This window comes from Streptomyces sp. NPDC057424 (genome assembly GCF_042803315.1).
Classification (GTDB): domain Bacteria; phylum Actinomycetota; class Actinomycetes; order Streptomycetales; family Streptomycetaceae; genus Streptomyces.
The window spans coordinates 53148-78454 of sequence record NZ_JBHVCP010000015.1; the positions used below are offsets into that span (position 1 = coordinate 53148).

Sequence of the window (25307 nt, forward strand, 5' to 3'; positions counted from 1 at the left end):
AAGCTTGACATCAAGAGACTCTACGTCGACACAACCACTACACTGATCGTCATGGAGGACGAGGTCGATCGGCTGGTCGCAGCGTGGCGCCGGGAGCGCCCGGACCTCGACGTGGAACCGCTCGAGGTGCTCAGCCGTGTGAGCAGACTGGCCCGGCATCTGGACCGGGCGCGGCGGCTGGCGTTCGCCGAGCACAACCTGGAGCCGTGGGAGTTCGACGTCCTGACGGCCCTGCGCCGCGCGGGCACGCCGTACCAGCTCTCGCCCGGACAGCTCCTCACCCAGACCCTGGTCACCTCGGGCACGATGACGAACCGCATCGACCGCCTGGCCAAGAAGGGCCTGGTGGAACGACTCCCCGACCCCAGTGACCGCCGAGGCGTCCTGGTCCGGCTGACGGACGAGGGCCGGGACCGCGCGGACCAGGCCCTGGCGGGTCTGCTGGACCAGGAGCGCGCGATCCTCGCGGAGCTCTCCCGGGCCCAGCGCGGTGAACTGGCGGGTCTGCTACGCCAGCTGACCGCCCCGTTCGACAACATCCCCGGCTAGGTCCACGGGCCCGACCCCGGCCCGCCGGGCGAGGGCGACGGCGGCGAGGGTGGAATGCACGCCGAGCTTGCCGAGGACGTTCTGCATATGAGTCCGCACGGTGTGCGGCGACAGATACAGGCGCTCGGCGACGGCCTTGCGCCCCAGTCCCGCCACCATGCACCGCAGCACTTCCCGCTCACGCGGAGTGAGGGACTCGACGAGCCGCTCGCTCTCGGTGCGGTGCTTGCGGGCGGCGGTGAGCTCCCGCAGTACGCCCGTCAGCAGAGCGGGCGGCAGATGGGTCTCCTCCCGCAGCACGCCCCGGATGACCGTGAGCAGCCGGGACAGCGAGCAGTCCTTCGCCACCCATCCGGAGGCGCCGGCCTGCAGGGCGAGCGCCGCCCGCCGCGGATCGTCCTTCTCGGCGAGCACGACGATCCGTACGTTGGGCTGTGCCGAGCGCACTCCCGTGACGAGGGAGATCCCGTCGACGAGCCCGTCCTCGTTGCCCTCCTGCACGGGTACGGCCGGGCGGGCGCCCGGCACCTTGCCGCCCAGGTCGGCGTCCACGAGCAGCACGTCGAACCGCCGCCCCTCGGCGACCGCCCGCTCAAGGCAGCGCAGCGCGGCCGGACCGCTGCCGGCCGCGGAGACGTCGACATCGGGCTCGGCGGCCAGGGCCGCCGCGAGTGACTCGGCGAAGATGCGATGGTCGTCGACGACCAGGACTCGGACGCGAACCACGAAACCCCCTTCCCCGAGCTCCTGAAGAGCAGGGGATACCCCATCCGCGGAGGATGACACCGCGCGGATACGACGCCGGAGTGTCCGGGTCTGCTGCGTCCGACCGTTCGTCCTTGCCGCAGCAGCCTGTTCGGGTCGCCGCAGCCGCACGGCCGCCGCCGCGCAGTAACCGCTACCCCACCCCGGGCGTCGTACCCGGCTGTCTCGCCCCCTGATCGGCACCGGCCCCCACCGGTGCTGTTCATCAGGGTACGGACGGGGGCCCGGAGCGGAAGGTTATTTGCAGAACTGACCGTCCGACGCGTTTATGGTGTGCCGCATGTTCCGTCTTGAGACAGAAGTCGACAAGGCCCGACGTGATCTGCTCCGCACACGCCTGCGGGACACGAACACAGCCGCCTCTCCGATCCTGCGCGCCCTGCGCGGGACACCGGACGAAAGGGACGCCCCCTTGCATGTGTGGGCTGTGAACGACGGCGACGACGACCTCGCCGGCGGCCTGGTCGGCCACACCTGGGCGACCTGGCTCCACGTGACCTACCTCTGGGTCGACGAACGCCACCGCGGAAGGGGTCTGGGCGCACGGCTGCTCGCGCAGGCGGAGCACATCGCGACAACCTCCCGCGGCTGCCGCTCGGCCCGCCTGGAGACCTGGGACTTCCAGGCCCCGAGGTTCTACGAGAAGCAGGGGTACGACGTGGTGTGCGTGGTGCCGGACTATCCGCCGGGGATCACGGAGTACACGCTGACGAAGAGGCTGTGCTGAGCTGCGGGGAGGGGTGACGGCGCGTCATCGTCCGAAGGGCGAGAGCGGCGCCCCCGCCAAGGGAAGGGCGCCGCTCTCGTCGGGTCGGGTCAGTGCAGGCGGCGTGCTCCCGGCGACGGGACCGCTTCGAAGACGCGGGGGGCCGTGAAGCCCGCTGCCGCGAAGGCCTCTGTCACCGCCTTGGTGAGGGCGTCCACGTCCGGCTCCTCCGCGAGGACGATCGCCGAGCCGCCGAAGCCGCCGCCCGTCATGCGGGCGCCCAGGGCGCCGGACGCCAGGGCCGTGTCGACGACCAGGTCCAGTTCCGGGCAGGAGATGCGGAAGTCGTCGCGGAGCGAGGCGTGGCCCTCGATCAGGACGGGGCCGATCGCGCGGGTCTCGCCCGACTCCAGGAGGGAGACGACCCGTTCGACGCGCTCGTTCTCCGTGACGATGTGGCGGACCAGCCGGCGGACCTCCTCCTCGTCGCCCAGGCGGGCCAGGGCCGCGTCCAGGCCGGCGTGGGGGATGTCCCGGAGCGCGTCCACGCCCAGCAGGGCCGCGCCCTTCTCGCAGCCGGCCCGGCGCTTGCCGTACTCGCCCTCGCTGTGGGAGTGCTTGACCTGCGTGTCGACGACCAGGAGGCGCATGCCCTCGGCCGCCAGGTCGAAGGGGATCTGCTTCTGGGAGAGGTCACGCGTGTCGAGGAAGAGGGCGTGGCCGGCCTCGCAGCAGGCCGACGCCGTCTGGTCCATGATGCCGACCGGGGCACCGACGTAGACGTTCTCCGCCCGCTGGCACAGGCGGGCCAGCTGCCAGCCGCGCAGGCCGAGGGAGAAGAGGTCGTTCAGGGCCAGGGCGACGACGACCTCCAGGGCCGCCGACGACGACAGGCCCGCGCCCGACGGTACCGTGGAGGCCAGGTGGACGTCCGCGCCGGTGACCGCGTGGCCCGCCTCGCGCAGGGCCCAGACCACGCCCGCCGGATACGCCGTCCAGTTCTTGTCCGACCCGGGGGCGAGGTCGTCCAGGCGGAGTTCGGTGACTCCTGCCTCGACGTCCGCCGAGTGCAGGCGGAGGACTCCGTCCTCTCGGCGCGACACCGCCGCCACCGCCGTGTGCGGCAGGGCGAACGGCATGACGAAGCCGTCGTTGTAGTCCGTGTGCTCGCCGATGAGGTTGACGCGGCCCGGCGCCGCCCAGACGCCGTGCGGCCCGGCGCCGTACAGCTCCGTGAACCGTGCGGCGACCGCCTCGGCGACCGTGTCGGCAACAGCCTCGCTCATGCCTGACTCCTGACCCTTCCGTACGTTCTAGTTACCGCGCCGCTGCGCGAAGTCCCACGCGTCCGCGACGATTCCCGCGAGGTCCGCGCGGGACGGGTTCCAGCCCAGCTTCTCGCGGGCCGTGGCGGCCGACGCCACCAGGACCGCGGGGTCGCCGCCCCGGCGCGGAGCGACCACTTCCGGGATCGGGTGGCCCGTCACCGTGCGGACCGTGTCGATGACCTCGCGGACCGAGAAGCCGTTGCCGTTGCCGAGGTTGCAGATCAGGTGCTCGCCGGGGGCGGCGGCCGTCAGCGCCAGCAGGTGGGCCTCGGCCAGGTCCGCGACGTGGATGTAGTCGCGCACGCAGGTGCCGTCCGGCGTCGGGTAGTCGTCGCCGAAGACCGAGATCGCCTCGCGCCTGCCCTGCGCGACCTGCAGGACCAGCGGGATCAGGTGGGACTCGGGGTCGTGGCGCTCGCCGTACTCGCCGTAGGCGCCCGCCACGTTGAAGTAGCGCAGCGAGACCGCGCCCAGTCCGTGGGCGGCCGCCTCGCCGGTGATCATGTGGTCGACGGCGAGCTTCGAGGCGCCGTACGGGTTCGTCGGGGACGTCGGGGCCGACTCGACGATCGGGACCTCCTCCGGTTCGCCGTACGTGGCCGCCGTGGAGGAGAAGACGAGCTTGCGGACGCCCGCCTCACGCATCGCGGCCAGCAGCGCCATGGTGCCGCCGACGTTGTTGTCCCAGTACTTCTCCGGCTGCACGACCGACTCGCCGACCTGCGAGAACGCGGCGAAGTGCAGCACGCCGTCGAACGACGCGTCCAGCCATTTGGCCGCGTCGCGGATGTCGCCCTCGACGAACGACGCGCCCGCCGGGACGCCCTCGCGGAAGCCCGTGGAGAGGTTGTCGAGGACGACGACCTCGTGACCGGCCTCCAGCAGGTGCTGCGCGACCACGCTGCCGACGTATCCCGCGCCGCCCGTCACCAGGTACTTCCCGCTCATGAACTCGCTACCTCTCGCAGTCGCTGGGCCGCGCGCTCCGGCGGCACGTCGTTGATGAACACGTTCATGCCGGACTCGGAACCCGCGAGGAACTTCAGCTTGCCGGAAGTGCGGCGGATGGTGAAAAGCTCGAGGTGCAGCGCGAAGTCCTCGCGCACGACACCGTCGAATTCCTCCAGCGCGCCGAACGGGGCCTGGTGCCAGGCCGCGATGTACGGCGTCGGAGGCTCGCCCGCGGAGCCTTCCCCTCCGTCCCGCCCATCGAAGATCCGGTCGAAGCGCCTCAAGAGTTCCAGATAGACCTTGGGGAACTCTGTGCGCGCGCCCTCGTCCAGGCCGAGCAGGTCGGGCACGCGGCGCTTGGGGTACAGGTGGACCTCGTACGGCCAGTGCGCCGCGTACGGCACGAAGGCCGCCCAGTGTTCACCCTCCAGGACGACCCGCTCGCCGGCGAGTTCACGCTCCAGGACGGCGTCGAAGAGGTTCTCCCCGCCGGTCATCTCCTTGTGGGCCGCGACCGAGCGGAGCGTCAGCGCGGTGCGGGGCGTGGTGAAGGGGTAGGCGTAGATCTGCCCGTGGGGGTGCTGGAGGGTCACGCCGATCTCGGCCCCCCGGTTCTCGAAGCAGAACACCTGCTCGACGGAGGGGAGATGGGACAGCTCCGACGTACGGTCCGTCCACGCTTCCAGCACCAGGCCCGCCTGCTCCTCGGTGAGCTCGCCGAAGGACGCGTGGTGGTCGGAGGTGAAGCAGACGACCTCGCAGCGGCCCGAGTCGCCGGCGAGTGAGGGGAAGCGGTTCTCGAAGACGACGACGTCGTACGACGCGTCCGGGATCTCGCTCAGGCGATCGCCCGCCGACGGGCACAGGGGGCACTCGTCGGCCGGGGGGTGGTAGGTGCGGCCCTGGCGGTGGGAGGCGATGGCGACGGAGTCACCGAGCAGAGGGTCGCGGCGGATCTCGGACGTGGTGACGGTGCGGTCGAGCGGGCGGCGGTCGGCCGCGTCGCGCACGCTGTCGTCACGCAGGTCGTAGTAGATGAGCTCGCGACCGTCGGCCAGCCGGGTCGAGGTCTTCTTCACGCCGGACTCCTCATCCTTCAAACATAACCCAACATATCAAAACACCACCCGCCCACATTCGTCAACATCACAATCAAACAAAGGGCATCAGCAGACGTGTTCCATCGCTGAACGCGGAGAAGGAGATCCCGCGACGTATCAGTTCGCGCAACGAAGCGAGGGCTCATGCATCCCCCCACCCACCTGGCAGCCGAGCTGCGGCTCCCCACCAACTGGCTCGACTACACGATCCTCGGCATCTACTTCGTCGTCGTCCTCGGCATCGGCTTCGCCGCCCGCCGCTCGGTGAGGACCAGTCTCGACTTCTTCCTCTCCGGCCGGTCCCTGCCCGCCTGGGTCACCGGTCTCGCGTTCATCGCCGCCAACCTGGGCGCCACCGAGATCCTGGGCATGGCCGCCAACAGCGCCCAGTACGGCGTCTACACCACGCACTGGTACTGGATCGGCGCCATCCCGGCCATGGTCTTCCTCGGCCTGGTGATGATGCCCTTCTACTACGGCTCCAAGGTCCGCTCGGTCCCCGAGTTCCTGCTGCTGCGCTTCGACAGGGCGGCACACCTGCTCAGTTCGGTCCTCTTCGCCCTCGCCGCGATCCTCATCGCCGGCGTCAACCTCTACGCCCTGGCCATCGTCGTCGAGGCGCTGCTGGGCTGGCCGGAGTGGGTGGCGATCGTCGTCGCCGGCTTCTTCGTCCTCGCCTACATCACCCTCGGCGGCCTGTCCTCTGCGATCTACAACGAGGTCCTGCAGTTCTTCGTCATCCTCGCCGCGCTCATCCCGATCACGGTGCTCGGCCTGAAGAAGGTCGGCGGCTGGGACGGCCTGTCCGACTCCCTCACCGAGAGCCGCGGCGCCGACTTCATGACGTCCTGGGGCGGCACGGGCATCGGCAGCGACAACCCGCTCGGCGCGAACTGGCTCACGATCGTCCTGGGCCTCGGTTTCGTCCTCTCCTTCGGCTACTGGACGACGAACTTCGCCGAGGTGCAGCGCGCGCTCTCCGCGAAGAACCTCTCGGCAGCCCAGCGCACCCCGCTGATCGCCGCGTTCCCGAAGATCTTCATCGTGTTCCTGGTGATGATCCCGGGTCTCGTCGCCGCGGTGCTCGTCCCGAAGATCGGCACCTCCGGCTCCGACCTCCAGTACAACGACGCCATCCCGTACCTGATGGAGCAACTGCTGCCCAACGGTGTGCTGGGCATCGCCGTCACCGGCCTGCTCGCGGCGTTCATGGCGGGAATGGCGGCGAACGTGTCGTCCTTCAACACCGTGTTCACGACGGACATCTGGGCGAAGTACGTCGTCAAGGGCCGCCAGGACGAGTACTACGTGCGCTTCGGCCGGCTCATCACCGCGATCGGCGTCCTGGCCTCCATCGGCACGGCGTTCCTGGCGCGGTCCTTCTCGAACATCATGGCCTACCTCCAGACGCTGTTCTCCTTCTTCAACGTGCCGATGTTCGTCGTCTTCATCATCGGCATGTTCTGGAAGCGGGCCTCGATGAAGTCCGGCTTCTGGGGGCTGCTCGCGGGCACCGCTGCGGCCATGGTCAACTACTTCGTCCTCTACAAGCAGGACGTCATCGACATCCCCTCCGACCAGGGCGCGAACTTCGTCTCGGCGATCGCGGGATTCGTCGCGGGCGCGGTCGTCATGGTCGCGGTGTCGCTCTTCACCGCGCCGAAGCCCGCCGAGGAACTCCAGGGACTGGTCTACGGCACGACCTCGCCCGGCATGGCGGAGCCGCCGGCCCCCGGGGACGAGGCCTGGTACCGCAAGCCGGCGCTGCTGGGCTGGGGCGCGGTCGTCCTGGCCGCGGCCTGCTACATCCCGTTCTCGTTCTGACCGAGGGAGGATCGACAGATGTCCGAGTTCTACTCCGAGAAGGACGTGCAGCGGGAAGTCACCGAGCTGCAGGGCAAGTCGGCGACCGCTGCGCGGCTGTTCGACATCCGGCGGATCATCGGCGGGCTGTTCGTGGTCTACGGCGTCATCGTCACGATCGCGGGGTTCACGGCGTCCGACGCCGACATCGACAAGGCGGAGGGCGTCAACATCAACCTGTGGACCGGGCTGGGGATGCTCGCCCTGGGGCTGTTCTTCCTGGTCTGGCTGAAGCTGAGGCCCGCGGCACCGGCCCCTCCGGGGGTTGAGCCGAAGGACGACCAGGGGGTGGAGTAGCCCGGGGTCGTCCGGTGCCCGGCGTCGGTGCCCGCAGCGGTCGGCGCGTCAACGCCAGTCGGCCGGGATGACACCCCATCGCGCCGTTCCGAGGACGGACACCCCCCGACCCGGCCCCGGCCCGCACCGGACGGCGTGCGCCACACGCTCATGGCTCCCGCTGGACCGGCCCCGCCCGGTCCAGCAGACCCGTCCGCGCCGCCAGAGCCGCCGCCTCCAACCGCGAACCCACGCCCAGTTTCATCAGCACCCTCTGCACATGCGTACGCGCCGTCGACGGTGCGATGCCCATGCCCGCCGCGATCAGGCGGGTGTCCTCGCCGTCGGCGACACGGACCAGGACCTCCACCTCGCGCGGCGTGAGCATCTGGAGCAGCCGCTGGCCCTCGTCGTCCGGTTGGGCCGCCGGGTTGAGCAACTCGCTGAACGCTCCCTGCAGCAGCTGCGGCGCCACCGCCGCCTCCCCCGCCCGCGCCTTCATGATCGCCCGCTCGACACCCTCTATGCGCTCATCGTGCCGCACATAGCCGGAGGCCCCCGCCGCGAAGGCCGCCGCGATGCCCCGAGGGTTCGGCACCGGCCCCAGCACCAGCACCGCGACCTGCGGCCGCTCCCGCTTGATCTTCACCACCGGGTCGAAGATCCCCGGCTCCGCCGGCGTCGCCGTCCCCAGCAGGCACACCTCCGGCGCCCGTGTGATCACCAGCTCGGCCGCCCCCGCGGCCGGCGCCGCCGCGGCCAGCACCCGGTGCCCCCGCAGCTTCAACGCCGAAGCCAGCGCCTCGGCCAGCAAACGGTGGTCGTCGACCACCATGAGCCGCACTCCCATCGAGCAACCCCCCAGTCACCCCAGCCCCCCATGGAAGCCCCCCGGCTCCCCCGCCTTCATGCCCCCGGAAGCTACACGCTTGTTCGACGTTGCGCTCCCCCTACCCGCGAGAATCGCCCCGGATCGCCGATATTCCTCTCACGCCAGGTTGACCGCGCCCCACACGAACGGCCCCGCCCCTGAACAGGGACGGGGCCGCATCAGCCACCAGTCGATCAAGAACCGGTCAGAGCCCGGTCAGTGCCCGATCAGCTCGTACCGAAGCCGACCGCCAGGTACTCCTTCTCCCTCGTCGTCGACCGCTTGCTCGCGTACACCTTGGACATGTAGAGGTGCCCCTCGGAGTAGAGGAACTCGGAGTACTCCGGCGACATGCTGGTCTCCACATCGCGGACCCTGTCCGTCGCGGGGTTCTCCAGCAGCACCGTCTCCTTGAAGCTGCCCCCGGCGATGCTCACGATCTGTCCGCCCTTGTCGTACGGGGGACGCTTGTACGCGATCAGGTTGCCGCCGTCCATGCGCAGCGGCGAGATCGTGTAGCCGTCGCCCGCGTCGGCCCGCTGCCCGGTCTGCTTGCCGGTGGCGAGGTCGAAGGCGACGATCTCGTTGGTCTGGCTGTACTTGCCGGTGCCGTCGTGCTCCTCGGTCGGCAGGTACAGCCGGTCGTTGCCGACGGCCAGCAGGTTGCAGGCCTCGACGCGGGTGATGCCCTCGCAGCGGGCCGCGAACTGCTCGCCCGGCGCGGAGATGCGCGTGCGCAGCTTGCCGGTCTTGCCGTCGATGGAGAAGAAGTCGGAGATGCCGCTGCCGTCGCCCGCGGAGTCGCCGACGTCGGCGGCCACGAGCAGCGGGTTGGTCGACACGATGCTCGCGTACTCGATGCCCTTGGCCATCTTGTACTCCGAGATCACCTTCCCGGACTTCGGGTCGATGGTCTGGATGTGCAGCTGTCGCTGGTCGTAGGGGCCGCACTTGCGCACCGCGACCAGCTTCTCACCCCCGCCGTACCCGGCGTCGTAGCAGGAGTCGGCCGGCTTCGGGCTCCACAGGAGCTTGCCGGAGACGTCGAAGGCGGCGCCGCCGCTGGTGCTGCCGACGGCGATGGTCTTCCCGCTGAGGGTGACGTTGTCGAAGGTGATCAGCTCGTCACCGGTCTTGACGGTCTTGGTCCAGAGCCTCTTGCCGGCGTCGAGGTCGATGAGCGCGACCTGGCTGCACCCGTGCGAGGGGTCGGCCTTGGTGGGCATCGCCGGCTGGTAGAGGATCGCCGTCAGGTTGTCGTCGGTGACGTGGCGGCTGGCCTGGCAGACCGGGCCGTCCAGCGGGATCTTCCACAGCTCGCCGCCCTTGTCGCGGTCGTAGCCGACGATCTGGGCGATGCCGCTCTTGACGTACGCCTTGTCGGTGAGCCACGAGCCGGAGACGACGACCGTGCTGTCGTTCTTCACCTCGGGCGCCGGGACCTGGAAGAGGACCTTGGCGCTGGGGTCGGACGGTGCCTTCTCCTTGCCGGAGGCGGCACCGCCGTTGTTGTCGTCCGTGCCGCCGGTGCCGCCGCTGGAGCCGGCGGTGTCGTCCTTCTTGCCCTCGTCCCCGCCGGACTTGGCGTACCAGACACCGCCGCCGATGATCAGGGCGATCGCCACGACCGCGGCGACGATGATGGCCATCTGCGCGTTGACCTTCTTGCCACCGCCCGGCTGTCCGGCCTGCGGCTGGTGCGGCATGGTCTGCTGCGGATAGCCGTAACCGGGCTGCTGCCCGTACCCCGGCTGCCCGTACCCCGGCTGCCCGTATCCCGGCTGCCCGTAGGGCGCCTGCTGCGGCTGCCCGTACGGCCCCGGCTGCTGACCGGGGTAGCCGTAGCCGGGCGGGGCCTGCGGAGGCTGGGGCGCGGGTGCGCCCTGCGGATAGCCGTACCCCTGCGGAGGCTGGGGCGGGGTCTGCGGGGCGGCCGGCGGAGGGGTCTGCGGCGCCTGGGGGTAGCCGTATCCCGGCTCCGGGGCCTTGCCGAGGTCCGGCCCGGCCGCGGGCGGCGGCGGGGTCTGCGACTGCTGGTCCTGGGGCGGCTGGCCCTGGGGCGGCCCGAAGCCGTCCCCCTGCGGGGGCTGCTGGGGCGGCGGGGGCGGCGGCTGGGTCATGGCGTGGACACCTCGGGGAAGGGGACGGACGACGGGGGAGTTCGGAAGGAGGAGGAGTCACTTGCCGTAGGCGAGCATCAACTTCTCCTTCGTGTCGTCGTTCCCGCTCAGCCGGGTCGTCGAGATGTAGAAACGCCCGTCGGCCCAGTCGATGTCCTTGGAGAAGAAGCTGTCCTCGATGTCCGCTGCATTCTGCGGGTTCTGCAGCAGCTTGGACGGCTTGTGGCTGCCGCCGCCGGTCGGGATGGACACGATCTGCCCGCCCGCGTCGTACGACGGCTCCACATAGGCGATGAGCTTGCCGCGCTCGGTCTTGACCGGCAGCATCGACTCGTCGGAGGGCGACTTCACGCGCCACTTCTCCTTGCCGTCGGCGAGGTTGACCGCGACGATCTCGTTGGCGCCGGAGGTGGCCTCGGTCGGCAGGTACAGCGTGGTGTCGTCGACGGCGACGCCCTCGCAGCCCGTGAGGTCACGTTCGAGGATGGCCCAGCCGCACTCGGGAGCGAAGTCCTCGTCGAAGCCGACCTGCGAGCGGAACTTGCCGCCGGAGGTGAAGCTGGAGATGTTCCAGGCCTTCTTGTCCTCGTTGGTGCTGTAGACGACCAGCGGGCTGACCGAGTAGGTGCGCGCGACCCGCCAGCCCTTGTCGAACGGCTGGGTCCACTTGGCGTCGCCGGTCTTCGGGTCGAGCTCCTGGACCTCGTCGTGTTGCTTGTCGGTGCCGGCACCGCAGGAGGAGACGGCGATCAGCTTCTCGCCGCCGGCGAACGCGACGGGGAAGCAGGCGTCGCCGTACTTCTTCTTGTCGAAGAGCTTGTCGCCGTCGGTGACGTCGTACGCCGTGCCGGACTGGGAGCGGCCCACCATCAGCGTCTTGCCGGTGATGGACAGTTCGACGGAGCGCGTGGAGTCGAACAGGGCGCCGTCGGCGACCTCTTCCTTCCAGCCCTTCTCGCCGGTGCCGAGGTCGATCTCCTGCAGCTGGTTGCACTTGGCGCGGTCGCTGCTGCCGCTCATGTACGCGACGACGATCTTGTCGTCGGTCGTCTTCTGCGGAGTCGTCGCGCAGATCTTCTGCGGGAAGGTGATCGCGTCCCAGGCCGGTTTGCCGTCACCGACGTTGTAGGCGAAGAGCTGCTTGTAGGCAGCCTTCACGGCGGTCTTGCCGGTGATCCACATGCCGTCGGCGTCCGCGCCGGAGCCGGGGGCGTCGGGCGCCTCCTTGTACCAGAGGACCTTGGCCTCGCCGGCCTGGCGGCCCTCGTTGAGGTCCTCCGGGTCCTCGCCGCCGTCGCCGCTGCCGTCACCGGGGTTGACCGGGGCGGAGGAGGCGGGCTTGGCGTCGTCGGTCTTCTGGGCGACCGGCTTCTTCCCGCCCTTGCCGTCGTCGCCGGTGACGGCCCACACGGTGCCGCCGACGACGAGCAGCGCGACGACGGCCGCGCCGATGATGAGGGCCGGCCTGCTCTTGAAGGGGTTGCGCGAGCCCCCGGGCGGGGTGCCGGGCGCGCCGGGGTACTGCGGCTGCTGCGGGTAGCCGTAGCCGGGCTGGCCGTACGGCCCGGGCTGCTGCGGCTGGCCGTAGGGGCCGGAGTTGTACGGTCCCGGCTGCCCGTACGGACCGGGCTGCTGCGGAGGCTGCTGCGGGTAGCCGTACCCGGGCTGCGGCGGGCCCTGCGGGGGCGGCGGCGTCTGGGGCGGGCCCTGGGGCGGTGGCGGGGTCTGCGGTGCCCCGTAACCACCGCCCTGCGGCGGCTGGTTCTGCGGTGCTCCGAAGCCACCGTGCGGTGGCTGACTGGGCGGCTGAGTCATCAGCGGCTCCCCCGTTCGATCACTGATTTTTAGCCACGCCCTGAGGTACACAATGGGCTCAGAGTCGCTTCATGAAGTTCTAAGACGACTCTTTCTATCACCAGGTTCCGACAGGCACCGGGCCCGATCAGCCCCTGTTCCCAAGGGAGGACCGGCCCGTGATGCCGTCGTTATGCGCCTTCACGCACCCTTCACGCATCCTCGGCGAGTTCCAGCCAGCGCATCTCCAGCTCCTCGCGCTGACCGGCCAACTCGCGCAACTCCGCATCCAGTTCGGCGACCTTTGCGAAGTCCGTGGCGTTTTCGGCGATTTGGGCGTGGAGCTTGGTCTCCTTCTCGGAGACCTTGTCGAGCTGCCGCTCGATCTTCTGGAGCTCCTTCTTGGCGGCGCGCTGGCCGGCGGAGCTCTTCTCCGGGGCGGCGGCCTGCGAGACGGCGGCGGGGGCCGAGGCGGCAGCGGCCTCCTCCATGCGCCGGCGCCGCTCCAGGTACTCGTCGATGCCGCGCGGCAGCATCCGCAGGGCGCCGTCGCCGAGCAGCGCGAACACCCGGTCGGTGGTGCGCTCGATGAAGAACCGGTCGTGGGAGATGACGATCATCGAGCCGGGCCAGCCGTCGAGCACGTCCTCCAGCTGGTTCAGCGTCTCGATGTCGAGATCGTTGGTGGGCTCGTCGAGGAAGAGGACGTTGGGCTCGTCCATGAGCAGGCGCAGCAGCTGGAGCCTGCGGCGCTCACCGCCGGACAGGTCGCCGACGGGCGTCCACTGCTTCTCCTTGGTGAAGCCGAACGTCTCGCACAGCTGGCCGGCGGTCATCTCGCGGCCCTTGCCGAGGTCGACGCGCTCGCGCACCTGCTGCACGGCCTCCAGCACCCGCGTGGCCGGGGCGAGTTCGGCGACCTCCTGGGAGAGGTAAGCCAGCTTCACCGTCCTGCCGACACGGACGCGCCCGCCGACGGGCTGGGTCTCTCCGTCCGATCTGGCGGCCTCGGCCATGGCCCGCAGCAGGGACGTCTTCCCGGCGCCGTTGACGCCGACGAGGCCGATCCGGTCGCCGGGCCCGAGCTGCCAGGTGACGTGCTTGAGGAGGACCTTGGGGCCCGCCTGGACGGTGATGTCCTCCAGGTCGAAGACGGTCTTGCCCAGCCGGGTGGAGGCGAACTTCATCAGCTCGCTGCTGTCCCGGGGCGGCGGTACGTCGGCGATGAGCTCGTTGGCGGCCTCGACGCGGAAGCGCGGCTTGGACGTACGGGCGGGAGCCCCGCGGCGCAGCCAGGCCAGCTCCTTGCGGACCAGGTTCTGCCGCTTGACCTCCTCGGTCGCGGCGATGCGCTCGCGCTCGGCCCGGGCGAAGACGTAGTCGGAGTAGCCGCCCTCGTACTCGAAGACCGATCCGCGCTGGACGTCCCACATGCGGGTGCACACCTGGTCCAGGAACCACCGGTCGTGGGTGACGCACACCAGCGCCGACCTGCGGTTCTGCAGATGCTTGGCCAGCCAGGCGATGCCCTCGACGTCGAGGTGGTTGGTGGGCTCGTCCAGGACGAGCAGGTCCTGGTCCTCGATGAGCAGCTTGGCCAGGGCGATCCGGCGCCGCTCACCACCCGAGAGCGGGCCGATGACGGTGTCCAGCCCCTTGGGGAACCCCGGCAGGTCGAGCCCGCCGAACAGGCCGGTCAGCACGTCCCTGACCTTGGCGACGCCCGCCCACTCGTGGTCGGCCATGTCGCCGATGACCTCGTGGCGGACGGTGGCCTCGGGGTCGAGGGAGTCGTGCTGGGTGAGCACGCCGAGGCGGAGCCCGCCGGAGTGTGTGACCCGCCCGGTGTCGGCGCTCTCCTGCCTGGCGAGCATGCGGATGAGCGTGGTCTTGCCGTCGCCGTTGCGGCCGACGACGCCGATGCGGTCCCCCTCGGAGACGCCGAGGGAGACGCCGTCGAGCAGGGCGCGGGTGCCGTACACCTTGCTGACGTTCTCGACATTGACCAGGTTGACGGCCATTACTCTCCTGCCAAGGGGGATGGATCGACCCCCAGGGTAGTCGCGCGCGGGGGTGCTCCGGCCGGGGCGGTCAGCCGCCGTCCGCGGCTTCCCGGCGGCGCTGGTAACGCCACACGTCCATCAGCATCTCGTCGAACGGCGACTCCGGGTCGAGGGGGCCGATCCGCTGTCCGGCCTCCACACAGCGCGGATCGTCACGCCAGGCCAGGCCGGACACGGCATGGATACGGACCGGCTGCCGCTCGTCATGGGTGAGCGTGACCAGCGCGTCCGCCACCTCGGGCTCGCTCCCCCGGTAGTGCGCGAGCCAGCGGCACGCCGCCTCGCGAACGCCGGGGTCCTCGTCACCGGCCAGGGTGAGCACCATGGTGAGGCTCTCGGGGCGGATCCGGGACCTGCCGTCGCCGGGCTGGTGCACGGTGTCCGGCACGAGGGCGCGCACCGCCGGGTCCGGGTGGGAGAGGTACGACAGGCCGACGGCCTCGATCTCCGGGGCGCTGTCATGGGTCATCGCGTGGAGCAGGACCGCCAGCACCTCCGGGTCCTGCTCCTGCTCCGCCCAGGGCACGAGGTCCCTCCCCCGCTCCCAGAACGGGGCATGTCCCGTGACGATGTCTCCGAGGATCAGGGACAGCAGCACGTCGGCGGCGAGGAGGCGGTGTTGCCGGCCGGGGTGGTTGAGCAGGTCCCTGGACCACTGCCAGGTCTCCTCGTCGGTCCTCCGGCCGAGCGTGAACATCACGTCCGACCACACGACGTGGTCCCGGTCGGGGTGGGCGAGGGCACGGGCGACCAGTTCGTCGAAGGGGGTGCGGACGCCGTAGCGGGCCTCCATGGAGGTGAGCACCGCCCGGTGCGCGTCGCGCACGGTCAGCCCGCCGAGGGTGAGCTGTTCACACCAGCAGCCGGCCTCGTCGTCCTCGACCCGGATCCGCTCGACCGGCCCCGTGAGGCCGGTCCTGCGGCGCAGTTCCGCCTCCACTCCCACTTCCGTCCAGTGCCGGGCCCGGGCCAGCATCTCCGCGCGCTCCGGCGCCGGAAGCGGTGTCCGGCGGCAGGCGAGCGTGTAGGTCAGGGGGTTTGACCCGCCGTCCACCGCCCGCAGCAGCGGGGTGGTTCCGTCGGGCAGGCGGCGCAGGGGGTCGGCACCGGCCTCCAGCAGTGCTTCGGCGACGGGTTCGTCGTAGGCGGCCACGGCCAGGCAGAGGAGCGGGAGGCCACCGACGAAGGTGTCCGGATCGGCCCCCGCTTCCAGAGACGCCCGGACTCCGTCCACATCGCCGCGCCGTACGGCCGCGACCAGTTCCCGCACGCCTGTGCCCCCCTCGTGTGACAACCGGGGGAGCCTAGGCGCCCGGCAAGGGCCGGGGCACGTGATTATCGCCCGGCGACCGTCGCCCCGGGCGCCGGGCCCGATGCCGTGCGCACCGTCCGGCACGTCCCGGACGCGAGGAGGGCCTGCGCCACCGCGGCGGCCGACTCCGGGTCGCGGACCAGGAACGCCGTGGTCGGGCCGGAGCCCGAGACGAGGGCGGTGAGGGCGCCTGCGGCGCGGCCGGCGGCCAGGGTGCCGGCGAGTTCCGGGAAGAGGGAGAGGGCCGCGGGCTGGAGGTCGTTGGAGACGGCGGCGGCGAGCGCGTCCGGGTCGCCCTTGGCGAGGGCGGCGAGGAGTTCGACGGAGGCGACGGGATCGGGGATGTCCGTGCCCTCGCCGAGCCGGTCGAACTCGCGGAACACCGCCGGTGTGGACAGGCCCCGCCGGGCCATCGCGAACACCCAGTGGAAGGTGCCGCCGACCTCCAGGGGCGTCAGCTGCTCGCCCCGCCCGATGCCGAGGGCCGCCCCGCCGACCAGGCTGAACGGCACGTCGCTGCCCAGCTCGGCGCAGATGTCGAGGAGTTCGTCACGGGAGGCGCCGGTCTCCCACAGCGCGTCGCAGGCCAGCAGGGCGCCGGCGCCGTCCGCGCTGCCGCCCGCCATGCCGCCGGCGACGGGGATGTCCTTGGCGATGTGGAGGTGCACGTCGGGGCTGCGGCCGTACCGCTCGGCGAGCGCTTCGGCCGCCCGTGCCGCCAGGTTCGTACGGTCCAGGGGGACCTGGTCGGCGTCCGGGCCGTCGCAGGTGACGCGGAGCTCGTCGGCCGGGGTGACGGTGATCTCGTCGTAGAGGCCGACCGCGAGGAAGACGTTGGCCAGCGGGTGGAAGCCGTCGGGGCGGGCGGCCCCGACCGCCAGCTGGACGTTGACCTTGGCCGGGACGCGGACCGTGACGCTCACGCGGGCTCCTTCTCCTGGTGCTGGTTCGTCTTGTGCTCGGCGATACGCGCGAACTCTTCCACGGTCAGCGACTCGCCCCGGGCCTGCGGCGAGACCCCGGCGGCGACCAGGGCCTCCTCGGCGGCGGCGGCGGATCCGGCCCAGCCGGCGAGCGCGGCCCGCAGCGTCTTGCGGCGCTGGGCGAAGGCCGCGTCGACGACGGCGAACACCTCGCGCTTCGAGGCCGTCGTCTTCAGCGGCTCGGCCCGGCGCACCAGGGACACCAGGCCGCTGTCGACGTTGGGCGCGGGCCAGAACACGTTCCGCCCGATGGCACCGGCGCGCTTGACCTCGGCGTACCAGTTGGCCTTGACCGAGGGGACGCCGTAGACCTTCGAGCCGGGCGGGGCGGCGAGCCGGTCGGCGACCTCCGCCTGGACCATGACGAGGGTGCGTTCGATGGTCGGGAAGGTGTCCAGCATGTGCAGCAGGACCGGGACGGCCACGTTGTAGGGCAGGTTGGCGACGAGCGCGGTCGGGGCGGGGCCCGGCAGCTCGGTGACGTGCATGGCGTCCGAGTGGACCAGGGCGAACCGGTCGGCGCGCTCGGGCATGCGGGCCGTGACGGTCGCGGGCAGCGCGCCGGCGAGCACCTCGTCGATCTCCACCGCCGTGACCCGGTCGGCGGCCTCCAGCAGCGCGAGGGTGAGCGAGCCGAGCCCCGGGCCGACCTCGACGACCACGTCGTCGGGGCGGACCTGTGCGGTGCGGACGATACGGCGGACGGTGTTCGCGTCGATCACGAAGTTCTGTCCGCGCTGCTTGGTCGGGCGTACGCCGAGGGCTGCCGCGAGCTCGCGGATGTCGGCGGGGCCCAGGAGGGCGTCGGGGGTGGGGCTGCTGGTCACGGGACAAGGGTACGGGGGTCCGGTTCCCCCTATCCGCGCAGTCGCCCCCCGCAGTGCGGCCACGGACTGGCTCCCCGCCGCACGTACAGCTTCTTGGCCCGGTACGTCTGCTCCGCCGCCGGGGCGTCCTGGGGGCGGCCGCTGCCGCCGAGGGCCTGCCAGGTCTGGGTGTCGAACTGGTAGAGGCCGCCGTAGGTGCCCGAGGAGTCGACCGCGTCGGGGCGGCCGCCGGACTCGCAGGCCGCGAGGCCCTGCCAGTCGAGGTGGTCGGCGCCCCGCACGGACGCCGGGCGCTGTCTGGTGCCGACCTTCACCACCTGCGGGCGCGGTTCGCGCACCACCTCGGACCTGATCCGGCGCGGCGTCTGCCTGACGCCGTTGACCGTGCGCAGGGAGAAGGTGACCCGGCGCAGGCCCGGCTCGCCCGCGCGCTCCACGACCTCCGTGCCCCGGAACAGGGCGGGGTCCTCCGTCCGCCGCACCTGGAACGGGATCGGCTCCTCGCGGACCTCCCTGCCGCCGGTGATCCGCAGCACCGTCACGGTCTGCCCGTCGCGCGGGAAGCTCCCCTGCGGGACCGACGTGGTGTCCTGGCCGCGCAGCGTGATCCCGGCCTCCTCGACGGCCTCCCGTACGGTCGCCGCGTTGGTGCGCACGGTGCGGGCGCGGCCGTCCGCCATGATCGTGACCGTGCGCTCGGTCCGCACGTCCAGGGCGAGCCCCTCGCGCCCGATGTGCCGGGAGCGCGACGTGGACACGTACGCGCCCTCCTGCCGCACACCGAGCTGCCGCAGCGCCCCCGCCACCGTGTGGGCGGTCGTCCACACCTCACGGCGGTGTCCGTCGAGGGTGAGCCGCACGGGGCGGGCGAAGTGCACGGCGACCTCGTCGCCGCTGCTGAGCTCCGTGCCGGGGCCGGGCGCGACCACGTCGTGGGCGCCGACCTCGACGCCTTCCTCCACCAGCAGCTCGGTGACGTCGTCGGCGAAGGTGTGCAGGGTGCGCGCCTTGCCGTCGACGTTCAGCTCGATCGCCTTGTCCTTGGCGACGAAGGCCGTGGTGCCGCCCGCCAGGAAGGCGACGACCAGGGCCTGCGGGAGCAGCCTCCGCATGGGGCTGTCCGGGCGCTCGGCGTAGCGCGCCTTGCGCCGGCGTGCGGCCCTGCGGTGCGAGCCGGTGCGCGCCGCGGCACGCGATCCGGCGCGCGTTCCCGGGCCCGGATCGGGGTGCCCGGCGGAACCGGGCGCGGGTTCGTCGTCCGCAGTGCCCTGCCGGGGCAGCCCGGGCAGGGTCGGCGCCTCGTAGGCGGGCCGGTAGGTGTCCTCGTGGGCGCCGGGTGCCCCGGGCGTCCCGTAGCCGAGTGTCTCGGCGCTGTGCAGGTCGGCCGGCGGCGCGCCGAAGCCGCCGTACACCGGGTCGGCGTAGGCCGGGCCATACGTCTCGTACGTCTCGTACCGCGAGTTGCTCACGCCGACACGCTCCAGGGGCCGGAGGGGTCCAGAGGGGTCCGGATCGGGCCCCCAGAACCTAGCGGAGCGTTCGTCACTCTCCAAAGCGACGCGGCTACGCACAGTCGTGCGGCGAGCTCGGCGGGCGGGGTCAGTAACCGAACGCGCGTGCCGTGTTGGCGCCGAGGGCGGTGGCCAGCGTGTCCTCGTCGACGCCGCGCACCTCGGCCATGGCCCGCACGGTGACCGGCACCAGATACGGGGCGCCCGGCCGCCCGCGGTAGGGCGCCGGGGTGAGGAAGGGCGCGTCCGTCTCCACGAGGAGGAGCTCCAGCGGGGCCACCGCCACCGCGTCCCGCAGGTTCTGGGCGTTCTTGAAGGTGACGTTGCCGGCGAAGGACATGAAGTAGCCCGCGCCGGCGCAGATCTGCGCCATCTCGGCGTCGCCGGAGTAGCAGTGGAAGACGGTCCGCTCGGGGGCGCCCTCCTCCTTCAGCACGCGCAGGACGTCGGCGTGGGCCTCGCGGTCGTGGATGACCAGGGCCTTGCCGTGCCGCTTGGCGATCTCGATATGGGCGCGGAAGGACCGCTCCTGCGCGTCCTTGCCCTCCGGCCCGGTGCGGAAGTAGTCGAGACCCGTCTCACCGACGCCCTTGACCTGCTCCAGCGCGGCCAGCCGGTCGATCTCGGCGAGCGCGTCGTCCAGCGCCGCCTGGCCGCCGGGTTCGCGGGCACCCTGCCTCGACCAGCCGTCGGGGTCGCCGTGGACGATCCGGGGCGCCTCGTTGGGGTGCAGGGCGACCGTCGCGTGGACGGCGTCGTGGGCCGCCGCCGTCTCGGCCGCCCACCGGGAGCCCTTGAGGTCGCAGCCGACCTGCACGACCGTCGTCACGCCGACCGACGCCGCCTTCGCCAGCGCCTCCCCGACCGTGCCGGACTGCATGTCCAGGTGGGTGTGGGAGTCGGCGACCGGCACCCGCAGGGGCTCCGGGAGGGGCGGGGCCGCGTTCTTGTCCTGGCGGCCGGAGTCGTTCGAAGGCATGCCCCGATCCTACGAAAGGGGCACGCCCTCCCCGGTGGAGGAGGGCCGGGGAGGGCGTCCGCCAGGGAAGCCGGACGGGTCAGCTCGCCTTGCGGTGGAAGGGGTGCAGCAGGTCGGAGAGGTGCCAGTGGTGGTGCTCGCGCTGCTCCCGACCGGCCGTCGGCCCGGCCTCGGCGCCCGTGGTGGGGGCCTCCACGGGCCCGGCGGGCCGCGGCACCCGGTGGGGCCGGTGCGCCGCGTCGCGCGCCGACGCGACCCGCCCGGGCCGCATGATCCGCACGACGTGACTGCCGCAGTTCTGGCATTCGGGCCTGCTCAACGGGGAGGGCACCACCTTGCCGTCCGCCACGTAGAGGACGAACTCGTGACCCGCGGCGTCCGTGTGGTGCTCTATCTCGTACGACTGCTCCCAGCCGTGCCCGCACCGCATGCAGGCGAAGGAGTAGGACTCGTCGACGACTGCGGTCGCACCGGCGCGGAGCCCGGTCTGCCCTGCGATCTCACTCATGCCAGCTCCTGTTCCGCTGTGGCGTGAGGACGGTTCCGTCCCCGCACCCCAGTGGACTCCTCGGCCGGACCGATGGCAGCAGACCTGTCGACTGTTGGCCCCGATTTGGGCGTCCCTTGCCCCTGCACCCCTTGCGCTTTACCCACCCATGGGGCGCCCGCTCATCCGACATGCGCCCTGCTCAGAAGGGGCTCACGCCCCGCCTGGAGGCGCGGGGCCGTAGCCATGTGCGGCTCCGCCGCCTGGCGCGATCGACCTCACACGACCCGCGCCCCGCAGAGCATCCCGAGCCCCACCCCGAACCCGGTCACCCCGCCGCGTTCTTCGCGGCGACCACCGCATCGAAGACCACCCGCTTCGGCACCCCGGCCTCCACCGCCACCGCGGCGATCGCCTCCTTGCGCCGCTCCCCCGCTTCCTCCCGCACCCGCACCCGCCGCACCAGCTCCTCCGGCCCGACCTCATCGGGCCCCTTCTCCGGCGCCCCCTCCACCACGACGGTGATCTCGCCGCGCACTCCCTCCGCGGCCCACGCGGCGAGCTCGCCCAGCCCGCCCCGCCGGACCTCCTCGTACGTCTTGGTCAGCTCCCGGCACACCGCGGCCCGCCGCTCGGCCCCGAACACCTCGGCCATGGCCGACAGGGTGTCGTCGAGCCGGTGGGGAGCCTCGAAGTAGACGAGCGTGCGCCGCTCCCCGGCGACCTCCCGCAGCCGCCCCAGCCGCTCCCCCGCCTTGCGCGGCAGGAACCCCTCGAAGCAGAACCGGTCGACGGGCAGTCCGGACAGCGCGAGGGCGGTGAGGACCGCGGACGGCCCGGGCACGGCGGTGACCCGCACGTCCCGCTCGACCGCGGCGGCGACCAGCCGGTACCCCGGATCGGACACCGACGGCATCCCCGCGTCGGTCACCAGCAGCACCCGGGCCCCGCCCACCAGCTCCTCGACCAGCTCCGGCGTCCGGGCGGACTCGTTGCCCTCGAAGTACGACACCACCCGGCCCTTGGGTGTGACGCCGAGCGCCTGGGTCAGCCGGCGCAGCCGCCGCGTGTCCTCGGCGGCGACGACATCGGCTCCGGCCAGTTCCTCGGCGAGCCGGGGAGGGGCGTCCGCGATGTCGCCGATGGGGGTGCCTGCGAGTACGAGGGTTCCGATCACGTTCCCATCCTCCCAGGGGCAGACGGTGCGGACTCCTCCCAGGGGCGGAGGATGCGGACGCATACCGGCCATGCACGGGACTCACACAGAACGGTTCCCTACGATGGCGCGGTGACCAGTACCGCGTCCTCCACGGACACCCGTCAGGGCCAGGCGCCGCTCGACCAGCGGCCGTCCTGGCAGCAGCGGCTGCGCCGCTTCGGCTACCAGGGGCAACCCGGAAGCGACGCCGGCGACGTCCGTGACCGCCTGGTGCCGCCGTACACCGAGCCCTCCCCCCGCCTGTGGGCGTGGCTCGGCGTCCCGCACCCGCTCGCGGGGCGGCTGGTGCGCTGGTCGGGCTGGATCGGCCCGCTGCTCGTCACGCTGCTTGCGGGTGTGCTGCGGTTCTGGAACCTGGGCAGCCCCAGGGCGGTGATATTCGACGAGACGTACTACGCGAAGGACGCGTGGGCGCTGGTCCACCGCGGGTTCGAACTCAACTGGGACAAGAACGCCAACGACCTGGTCCTGTCGTCGGGTGGGAACGTCACGCTCCCGACGGACGCGGCGTACGTGGTGCACCCGCCGGTCGGCAAGTACGTCATCGGGCTCGGCGAGCTGTTGTTCGGGTTCGATCCCTTCGGCTGGCGGTTCATGACGGCGCTGCTCGGCACGCTGTCCGTGCTGCTGCTGTGCCGGATCGGCCGCCGCCTGTTCCGCTCCACCGCCCTGGGGTGCCTCGCGGGCGCGCTGATGGCGGTGGACGGCCTGCACTTCGTGATGAGCCGCACGGCACTGCTCGACGGCGTGCTGATGTTCTTCGTGCTGGCCGCGTTCGGTTGTCTGCTGGTCGACCGGGACAGGGCCCGCGAGAAACTCGCGGCCGCGCTGCCGCTGGACGGCGACGGCCGGGCCCGGCCCGACCGGCACACGGCCGAGACGGCCCGCCTGGGATGGCGCCCCTGGCGCTGGGCGGCGGGCCTGATGCTGGGCCTGGCCATCGGCACGAAGTGGAACGGCCTCTACATCCTGGCCGCGTTCTGCCTGATGGCGGTGTTGTGGGACGTCGGCTCGCGCCGGGTCGCCGGTGCCCGCCACCCGTACTCGGCGGTCCTCAAGCGCGACACGGGCCTCGCGTTCCTCGCCACGGTCCCGGTCGCCCTGGTCACCTACGTCGTGTCCTGGACCGGCTGGATCCTCTCCGCCACGAACGGCTCCGGCGGCTACTTCCGCAACTGGGCCGCGACCAGCGGCGAGGGCGGCAGCTGGACGTTCCTGCCCGACTGGCTGCGCAGCCTGTGGCACTACGAGCACCAGGTGTACGAGTTCCACGTCGGCCTGTCCTCGCCGCACACGTACCAGTCCAACCCGTGGAGCTGGCTCGTCCTCGGCCGCCCGGTGTCCTACTTCTACGAGTCCCCGGCGCCCGGCAAGGACGGCTGCCCCTCCGACGCCGGCGAGAAGTGCGCCCGCGAGGTCCTCGCCCTCGGCACGCCGCTGCTGTGGTGGGTCGCCTGCTTCGCGGTCCTCTACGTGCTCTGGCGCTGGTTCTTCCGCCGTGACTGGCGGGCGGGCGCCATCGTCTGCGCCATCGCGGCCGGCTACCTGCCCTGGTTCATGTACCAGGAGCGCACGATCTTCTTCTTCTACGCCGTCGTCTTCCTCCCGTTCCTGTGCCTGGCGGTGGCGATGCTCCTCGGCGCGATCATCGGACCACCCCGCTCCACCGACACCCGCCGCGTCGTGGGCGCCACAGCCGCGGGCGTCCTGGTCCTCCTGATCACCTGGAACTTCATCTACTTCTGGCCCCTGTACACCGGCCAGGCCATCCCCATCGACGACTGGCGGGCGCGGATGTGGCTGGACACCTGGGTCTGATCTACGTTCGGTCACAAATCGAAACTCCCTGCCCGGTAGCAACCGCTTACACATAGAGTGCTCCCGGGACCGAGCTTTCTGAACGCGTTCAAAGGAGCGCGTGAGGCTCAACGGGGAGGGGGCCGCCCTATGACCAAGGGGGTCAAAGCCGCCGTCATAGGCGGGGTGTTCGCGGTGATGGTGGGCGGGGCCGGGTACGGCACCTACAACATCGTGAGCGCGCTGAACGGTGACGGGGGCGGCACGAACGGGGTGTCCGCGGAGAAGAGGACGGGGCCGCCCGGCAAGGACGAGGTCGAGAAGACCACCGCCAAGTTCTTCGCGGCCTGGCAGACGGGAGCGACCGCGACGGCGGCGTCGTACACGAACAACGACGCGGCCGCCGAGCGGCTGCTCACCGCCTTCAGCGACGACGCGCACATCACCGACGTGAAGATCACACCGGACGCGGCCCGGGGCACCACCGTGCCGTACACGGTGAAAGCGAAGGTGGTGCACGACGGGAAGTCCAAGCCGCTGAGCTACCGGAGCACGCTGAAGGTCGTGCGCGGACTGACCACCGGGCGGGCGCTGGTCGACTGGCAGCCGTCCGTGGTGCACCCCGAGCTGAAAAAGGAAGACACCCTCGTCACCGAGCAGTCGGCCACCCCGCCCATCGAGGCCGTGGGTCGCGACGGCTCCGAGCTGACGAAGGAGAAGTACCCCTCCCTCGGCCCGGTCCTGGACGCCCTGCGCGACAAGTACGGCGAGAAGGCCGGCGGCACACCCGGCATCGAACTGGTCGTCCGGCACGACGGCAACGGCGCTCCCGACACCCCGCTGCTCACCCTCGCCGAGGGCAAGCCGGGCAAGCTCACCACCACGATCAGCCCGAGCGCGCAGGCGGCGGCCGAGAAGGCGGTCAAGCGGTTCGCCCAGTCGTCGGTGGTGGCCGTCAAACCGAGCACCGGCGAGGTGCTGGCCGTGGCCAACAACCGCACGGACGGCTTCAACGCGGCCTTCGAGGGTCAGGCGGCCCCCGGCTCCACCATGAAGATCATCACCGCCGCGATGCTCATCGACAACGGCGTGACGTCGATGAACGGTCCGGCCCCCTGCCCCGACACCGCCGTGTGGCAGAGCCAGACGTTCAAGAACCTGACCGGCATGAAGCCCAACGAGAGCGCGACGCTGGCCAACAGCTTCATGCGGTCCTGCAACACCGCCTTCATCAAGCTCATCGACGAGAAGCCGCTCACGGACGCCTCGCTGACCCAGGAGGCCGAGGAGCGCTTCGGGCTGGGGCAGGACGACTGGAAGACCGGCACCGTCTCCTTCGACGGCCGTGTCCCCGCGGTCGGCGGGCCGGACCGGGCGGCGGGCGCCATCGGGCAGGGCCAGGTCCAGATGAGCCCGCTGAACATGGCCTCCGTGACCGCGACCGCGATCACCGGCGCCTTCCGCCAGCCCTACCTGGTCTCGCCCGAGCTGGACGGCCGGGAGCTGGCCCGGGCCGAGGGCTTGCGGGCGAGCACCGCCGCCCAGCTCAAGCAGATGATGCGGCTCACCGCCACGCAGGGCACCGCCGAGAAGGCCATGCGCGGACTCGGCGGCGACATCGGCGCCAAGACCGGGTCCGCCGAGGTCGACGGCAACGCAAAGTCCAACAGCTGGTTCACAGGGTTCCGGAACGACATCGCCGCGGCGGCCATGACCGAGGAGGGCGGCCACGGCGGCGACGCGGCCGGGCCGATTGTCGCAGCCGTGCTACGAACGGGTGGCTGATCTCACCTCCGCGGGAGGGGA

General features: G+C 71.5%; 21 protein-coding genes. 6 read left to right on the top strand and 15 right to left on the bottom strand.

The window, feature by feature from the left end:
* The first annotated feature begins 51 nt into the window (after positions 1 to 51).
* Positions 52 to 549 (top strand): MarR family transcriptional regulator TamR, encoded by a 498-nt coding sequence (tamR, locus tag ACFU3E_RS15145; RefSeq protein WP_184561325.1) that lies wholly within the window; start codon positions 52 to 54, stop codon positions 547 to 549.
* Here tamR and ACFU3E_RS15150 read toward each other — a convergent pair.
* Positions 508 to 1275: a LuxR C-terminal-related transcriptional regulator gene (locus ACFU3E_RS15150; RefSeq protein WP_384156956.1), complete on the bottom strand. Its 768-nt coding sequence runs from the start codon at positions 1273 to 1275 to the stop codon at positions 508 to 510. The genes tamR and ACFU3E_RS15150 overlap by 42 nt on opposite strands.
* Positions 1276 to 1582: 307 nt before the next feature.
* Between ACFU3E_RS15150 and ACFU3E_RS15155 the strand changes: the two genes are divergently transcribed.
* Positions 1583 to 2041 (top strand): GNAT family N-acetyltransferase, encoded by a 459-nt coding sequence (locus tag ACFU3E_RS15155; RefSeq protein ID WP_384156959.1) that lies wholly within the window; start codon positions 1583 to 1585, stop codon positions 2039 to 2041.
* 89 nt (positions 2042 to 2130) lie between these two features.
* Here the strand turns inward: ACFU3E_RS15155 and galK are convergent, their stop codons facing one another.
* Genes galK through galT form a run of 3 tightly spaced genes read right to left on the bottom strand, consistent with a single transcriptional unit; the run spans position 2131 to position 5378 of the window.
* Positions 2131 to 3306, bottom strand: a complete 1176-nt coding sequence (gene galK / locus ACFU3E_RS15160) for a galactokinase (protein ID WP_384156962.1) — start codon at positions 3304 to 3306, stop codon at positions 2131 to 2133.
* Between the two features lie 27 nt (positions 3307 to 3333).
* Positions 3334 to 4296, bottom strand: coding sequence for a UDP-glucose 4-epimerase GalE (gene galE, locus ACFU3E_RS15165; RefSeq protein WP_384156965.1), 963 nt, complete (start codon positions 4294 to 4296; stop codon positions 3334 to 3336).
* A complete protein-coding gene (gene galT / locus ACFU3E_RS15170; RefSeq protein ID WP_384156968.1) occupies positions 4293 to 5378 on the bottom strand; it encodes a galactose-1-phosphate uridylyltransferase in 1086 nt (361 codons plus the stop codon). The genes galE and galT overlap by 4 nt, the downstream gene beginning before the upstream one ends.
* A gap of 165 nt (positions 5379 to 5543) precedes the next feature.
* On the opposite strand from galT, the gene ACFU3E_RS15175 reads away from it, so the two are divergent.
* Positions 5544 to 7223 carry a sodium:solute symporter family protein gene (locus ACFU3E_RS15175; protein ID WP_384156971.1) on the top strand — a complete coding sequence of 560 codons (1680 nt, stop codon included), beginning with the start codon at positions 5544 to 5546 and terminating at the stop codon, positions 7221 to 7223.
* A gap of 18 nt (positions 7224 to 7241) precedes the next feature.
* Positions 7242 to 7559, top strand: coding sequence for a hypothetical protein (locus ACFU3E_RS15180; RefSeq protein WP_384156974.1), 318 nt, complete (start codon positions 7242 to 7244; stop codon positions 7557 to 7559).
* 148 nt (positions 7560 to 7707) lie between these two features.
* Here the strand turns inward: ACFU3E_RS15180 and ACFU3E_RS15185 are convergent, their stop codons facing one another.
* From ACFU3E_RS15185 to rsmI, 11 genes are all read right to left on the bottom strand, one after another.
* Positions 7708 to 8388, bottom strand: coding sequence for a LuxR C-terminal-related transcriptional regulator (locus ACFU3E_RS15185; RefSeq protein WP_384156977.1), 681 nt, complete (start codon positions 8386 to 8388; stop codon positions 7708 to 7710).
* A gap of 248 nt (positions 8389 to 8636) precedes the next feature.
* Positions 8637 to 10529 (bottom strand): PQQ-binding-like beta-propeller repeat protein, encoded by a 1893-nt coding sequence (locus ACFU3E_RS15190; RefSeq protein WP_384156980.1) that lies wholly within the window; start codon positions 10527 to 10529, stop codon positions 8637 to 8639.
* Positions 10530 to 10586: 57 nt separating this feature from the next.
* Positions 10587 to 12344, bottom strand: a complete 1758-nt coding sequence (locus ACFU3E_RS15195) for a PQQ-binding-like beta-propeller repeat protein (RefSeq protein WP_384156983.1) — start codon at positions 12342 to 12344, stop codon at positions 10587 to 10589.
* Between the two features lie 191 nt (positions 12345 to 12535).
* The gene (locus tag ACFU3E_RS15200; protein WP_384156986.1) at positions 12536 to 14344 is read right to left on the bottom strand and encodes an ABC-F family ATP-binding cassette domain-containing protein; all 1809 of its coding nucleotides are present in this window, start codon (positions 14342 to 14344) and stop codon (positions 12536 to 12538) included.
* Between the two features lie 70 nt (positions 14345 to 14414).
* The gene (locus tag ACFU3E_RS15205; protein ID WP_384156988.1) at positions 14415 to 15656 is read right to left on the bottom strand and encodes a HEAT repeat domain-containing protein; all 1242 of its coding nucleotides are present in this window, start codon (positions 15654 to 15656) and stop codon (positions 14415 to 14417) included.
* 65 nt (positions 15657 to 15721) lie between these two features.
* Entirely contained in the window at positions 15722 to 16621 is a 900-nt protein-coding gene (locus ACFU3E_RS15210; protein ID WP_384156991.1) for a 4-(cytidine 5'-diphospho)-2-C-methyl-D-erythritol kinase, read from the bottom strand.
* Complete coding sequence (rsmA, locus tag ACFU3E_RS15215; RefSeq protein ID WP_384156994.1) at positions 16618 to 17508, bottom strand: 16S rRNA (adenine(1518)-N(6)/adenine(1519)-N(6))-dimethyltransferase RsmA; 891 nt, start codon at positions 17506 to 17508, stop codon at positions 16618 to 16620. The genes ACFU3E_RS15210 and rsmA overlap by 4 nt, the downstream gene beginning before the upstream one ends.
* A gap of 29 nt (positions 17509 to 17537) precedes the next feature.
* Complete coding sequence (locus ACFU3E_RS15220; RefSeq protein ID WP_384156997.1) at positions 17538 to 18977, bottom strand: ubiquitin-like domain-containing protein; 1440 nt, start codon at positions 18975 to 18977, stop codon at positions 17538 to 17540.
* A gap of 130 nt (positions 18978 to 19107) precedes the next feature.
* Positions 19108 to 19998 (bottom strand): TatD family hydrolase, encoded by an 891-nt coding sequence (locus ACFU3E_RS15225; protein ID WP_384157000.1) that lies wholly within the window; start codon positions 19996 to 19998, stop codon positions 19108 to 19110.
* Between the two features lie 79 nt (positions 19999 to 20077).
* Complete coding sequence (locus ACFU3E_RS15230) at positions 20078 to 20506, bottom strand: hypothetical protein (RefSeq protein ID WP_384157004.1); 429 nt, start codon at positions 20504 to 20506, stop codon at positions 20078 to 20080.
* A gap of 307 nt (positions 20507 to 20813) precedes the next feature.
* Positions 20814 to 21662 (bottom strand): 16S rRNA (cytidine(1402)-2'-O)-methyltransferase, encoded by an 849-nt coding sequence (gene rsmI / locus ACFU3E_RS15235; protein ID WP_384157007.1) that lies wholly within the window; start codon positions 21660 to 21662, stop codon positions 20814 to 20816.
* Positions 21663 to 21773: 111 nt separating this feature from the next.
* Here rsmI and ACFU3E_RS15240 point away from each other — a divergent pair, with 111 nt between their 5' ends.
* Both ACFU3E_RS15240 and ACFU3E_RS15245 read left to right on the top strand, forming a co-directional pair.
* On the top strand, positions 21774 to 23522 hold the full coding sequence (locus ACFU3E_RS15240) for a dolichyl-phosphate-mannose--protein mannosyltransferase (RefSeq protein ID WP_384157010.1): 1749 nt from the start codon (positions 21774 to 21776) through the stop codon (positions 23520 to 23522).
* A gap of 129 nt (positions 23523 to 23651) precedes the next feature.
* Positions 23652 to 25286: a penicillin-binding transpeptidase domain-containing protein gene (locus ACFU3E_RS15245; protein ID WP_384157012.1), complete on the top strand. Its 1635-nt coding sequence runs from the start codon at positions 23652 to 23654 to the stop codon at positions 25284 to 25286.
* Positions 25287 to 25307: the final 21 nt, after the last annotated feature.

What these genes read in the sequence shown, in the direction of transcription:
- tamR (WP_184561325.1), top strand. Translation starts at nt 52, where the DNA reads ATGGAGGACGAGGTCGATCGGCTGGTCGCAGCGTGGCGCCGGGAGCGC.
- ACFU3E_RS15155 (WP_384156959.1), top strand. Translation starts at nt 1,583, where the DNA reads ATGGTGTGCCGCATGTTCCGTCTTGAGACAGAAGTCGACAAGGCCCGA.
- galK (WP_384156962.1), bottom strand. Translation starts at nt 3,306, where the DNA reads ATGAGCGAGGCTGTTGCCGACACGGTCGCCGAGGCGGTCGCCGCACGG.
- galE (WP_384156965.1), bottom strand. Translation starts at nt 4,296, where the DNA reads ATGAGCGGGAAGTACCTGGTGACGGGCGGCGCGGGATACGTCGGCAGC.
- ACFU3E_RS15175 (WP_384156971.1), top strand. Translation starts at nt 5,544, where the DNA reads ATGCATCCCCCCACCCACCTGGCAGCCGAGCTGCGGCTCCCCACCAAC.
- ACFU3E_RS15180 (WP_384156974.1), top strand. Translation starts at nt 7,242, where the DNA reads ATGTCCGAGTTCTACTCCGAGAAGGACGTGCAGCGGGAAGTCACCGAG.
- ACFU3E_RS15185 (WP_384156977.1), bottom strand. Translation starts at nt 8,388, where the DNA reads ATGGGAGTGCGGCTCATGGTGGTCGACGACCACCGTTTGCTGGCCGAG.
- ACFU3E_RS15190 (WP_384156980.1), bottom strand. Translation starts at nt 10,529, where the DNA reads ATGACCCAGCCGCCGCCCCCGCCGCCCCAGCAGCCCCCGCAGGGGGAC.
- ACFU3E_RS15195 (WP_384156983.1), bottom strand. Translation starts at nt 12,344, where the DNA reads ATGACTCAGCCGCCCAGTCAGCCACCGCACGGTGGCTTCGGAGCACCG.
- ACFU3E_RS15200 (WP_384156986.1), bottom strand. Translation starts at nt 14,344, where the DNA reads ATGGCCGTCAACCTGGTCAATGTCGAGAACGTCAGCAAGGTGTACGGC.
- ACFU3E_RS15225 (WP_384157000.1), bottom strand. Translation starts at nt 19,998, where the DNA reads ATGCCTTCGAACGACTCCGGCCGCCAGGACAAGAACGCGGCCCCGCCC.
- ACFU3E_RS15230 (WP_384157004.1), bottom strand. Translation starts at nt 20,506, where the DNA reads ATGAGTGAGATCGCAGGGCAGACCGGGCTCCGCGCCGGTGCGACCGCA.
- ACFU3E_RS15245 (WP_384157012.1), top strand. Translation starts at nt 23,652, where the DNA reads ATGACCAAGGGGGTCAAAGCCGCCGTCATAGGCGGGGTGTTCGCGGTG.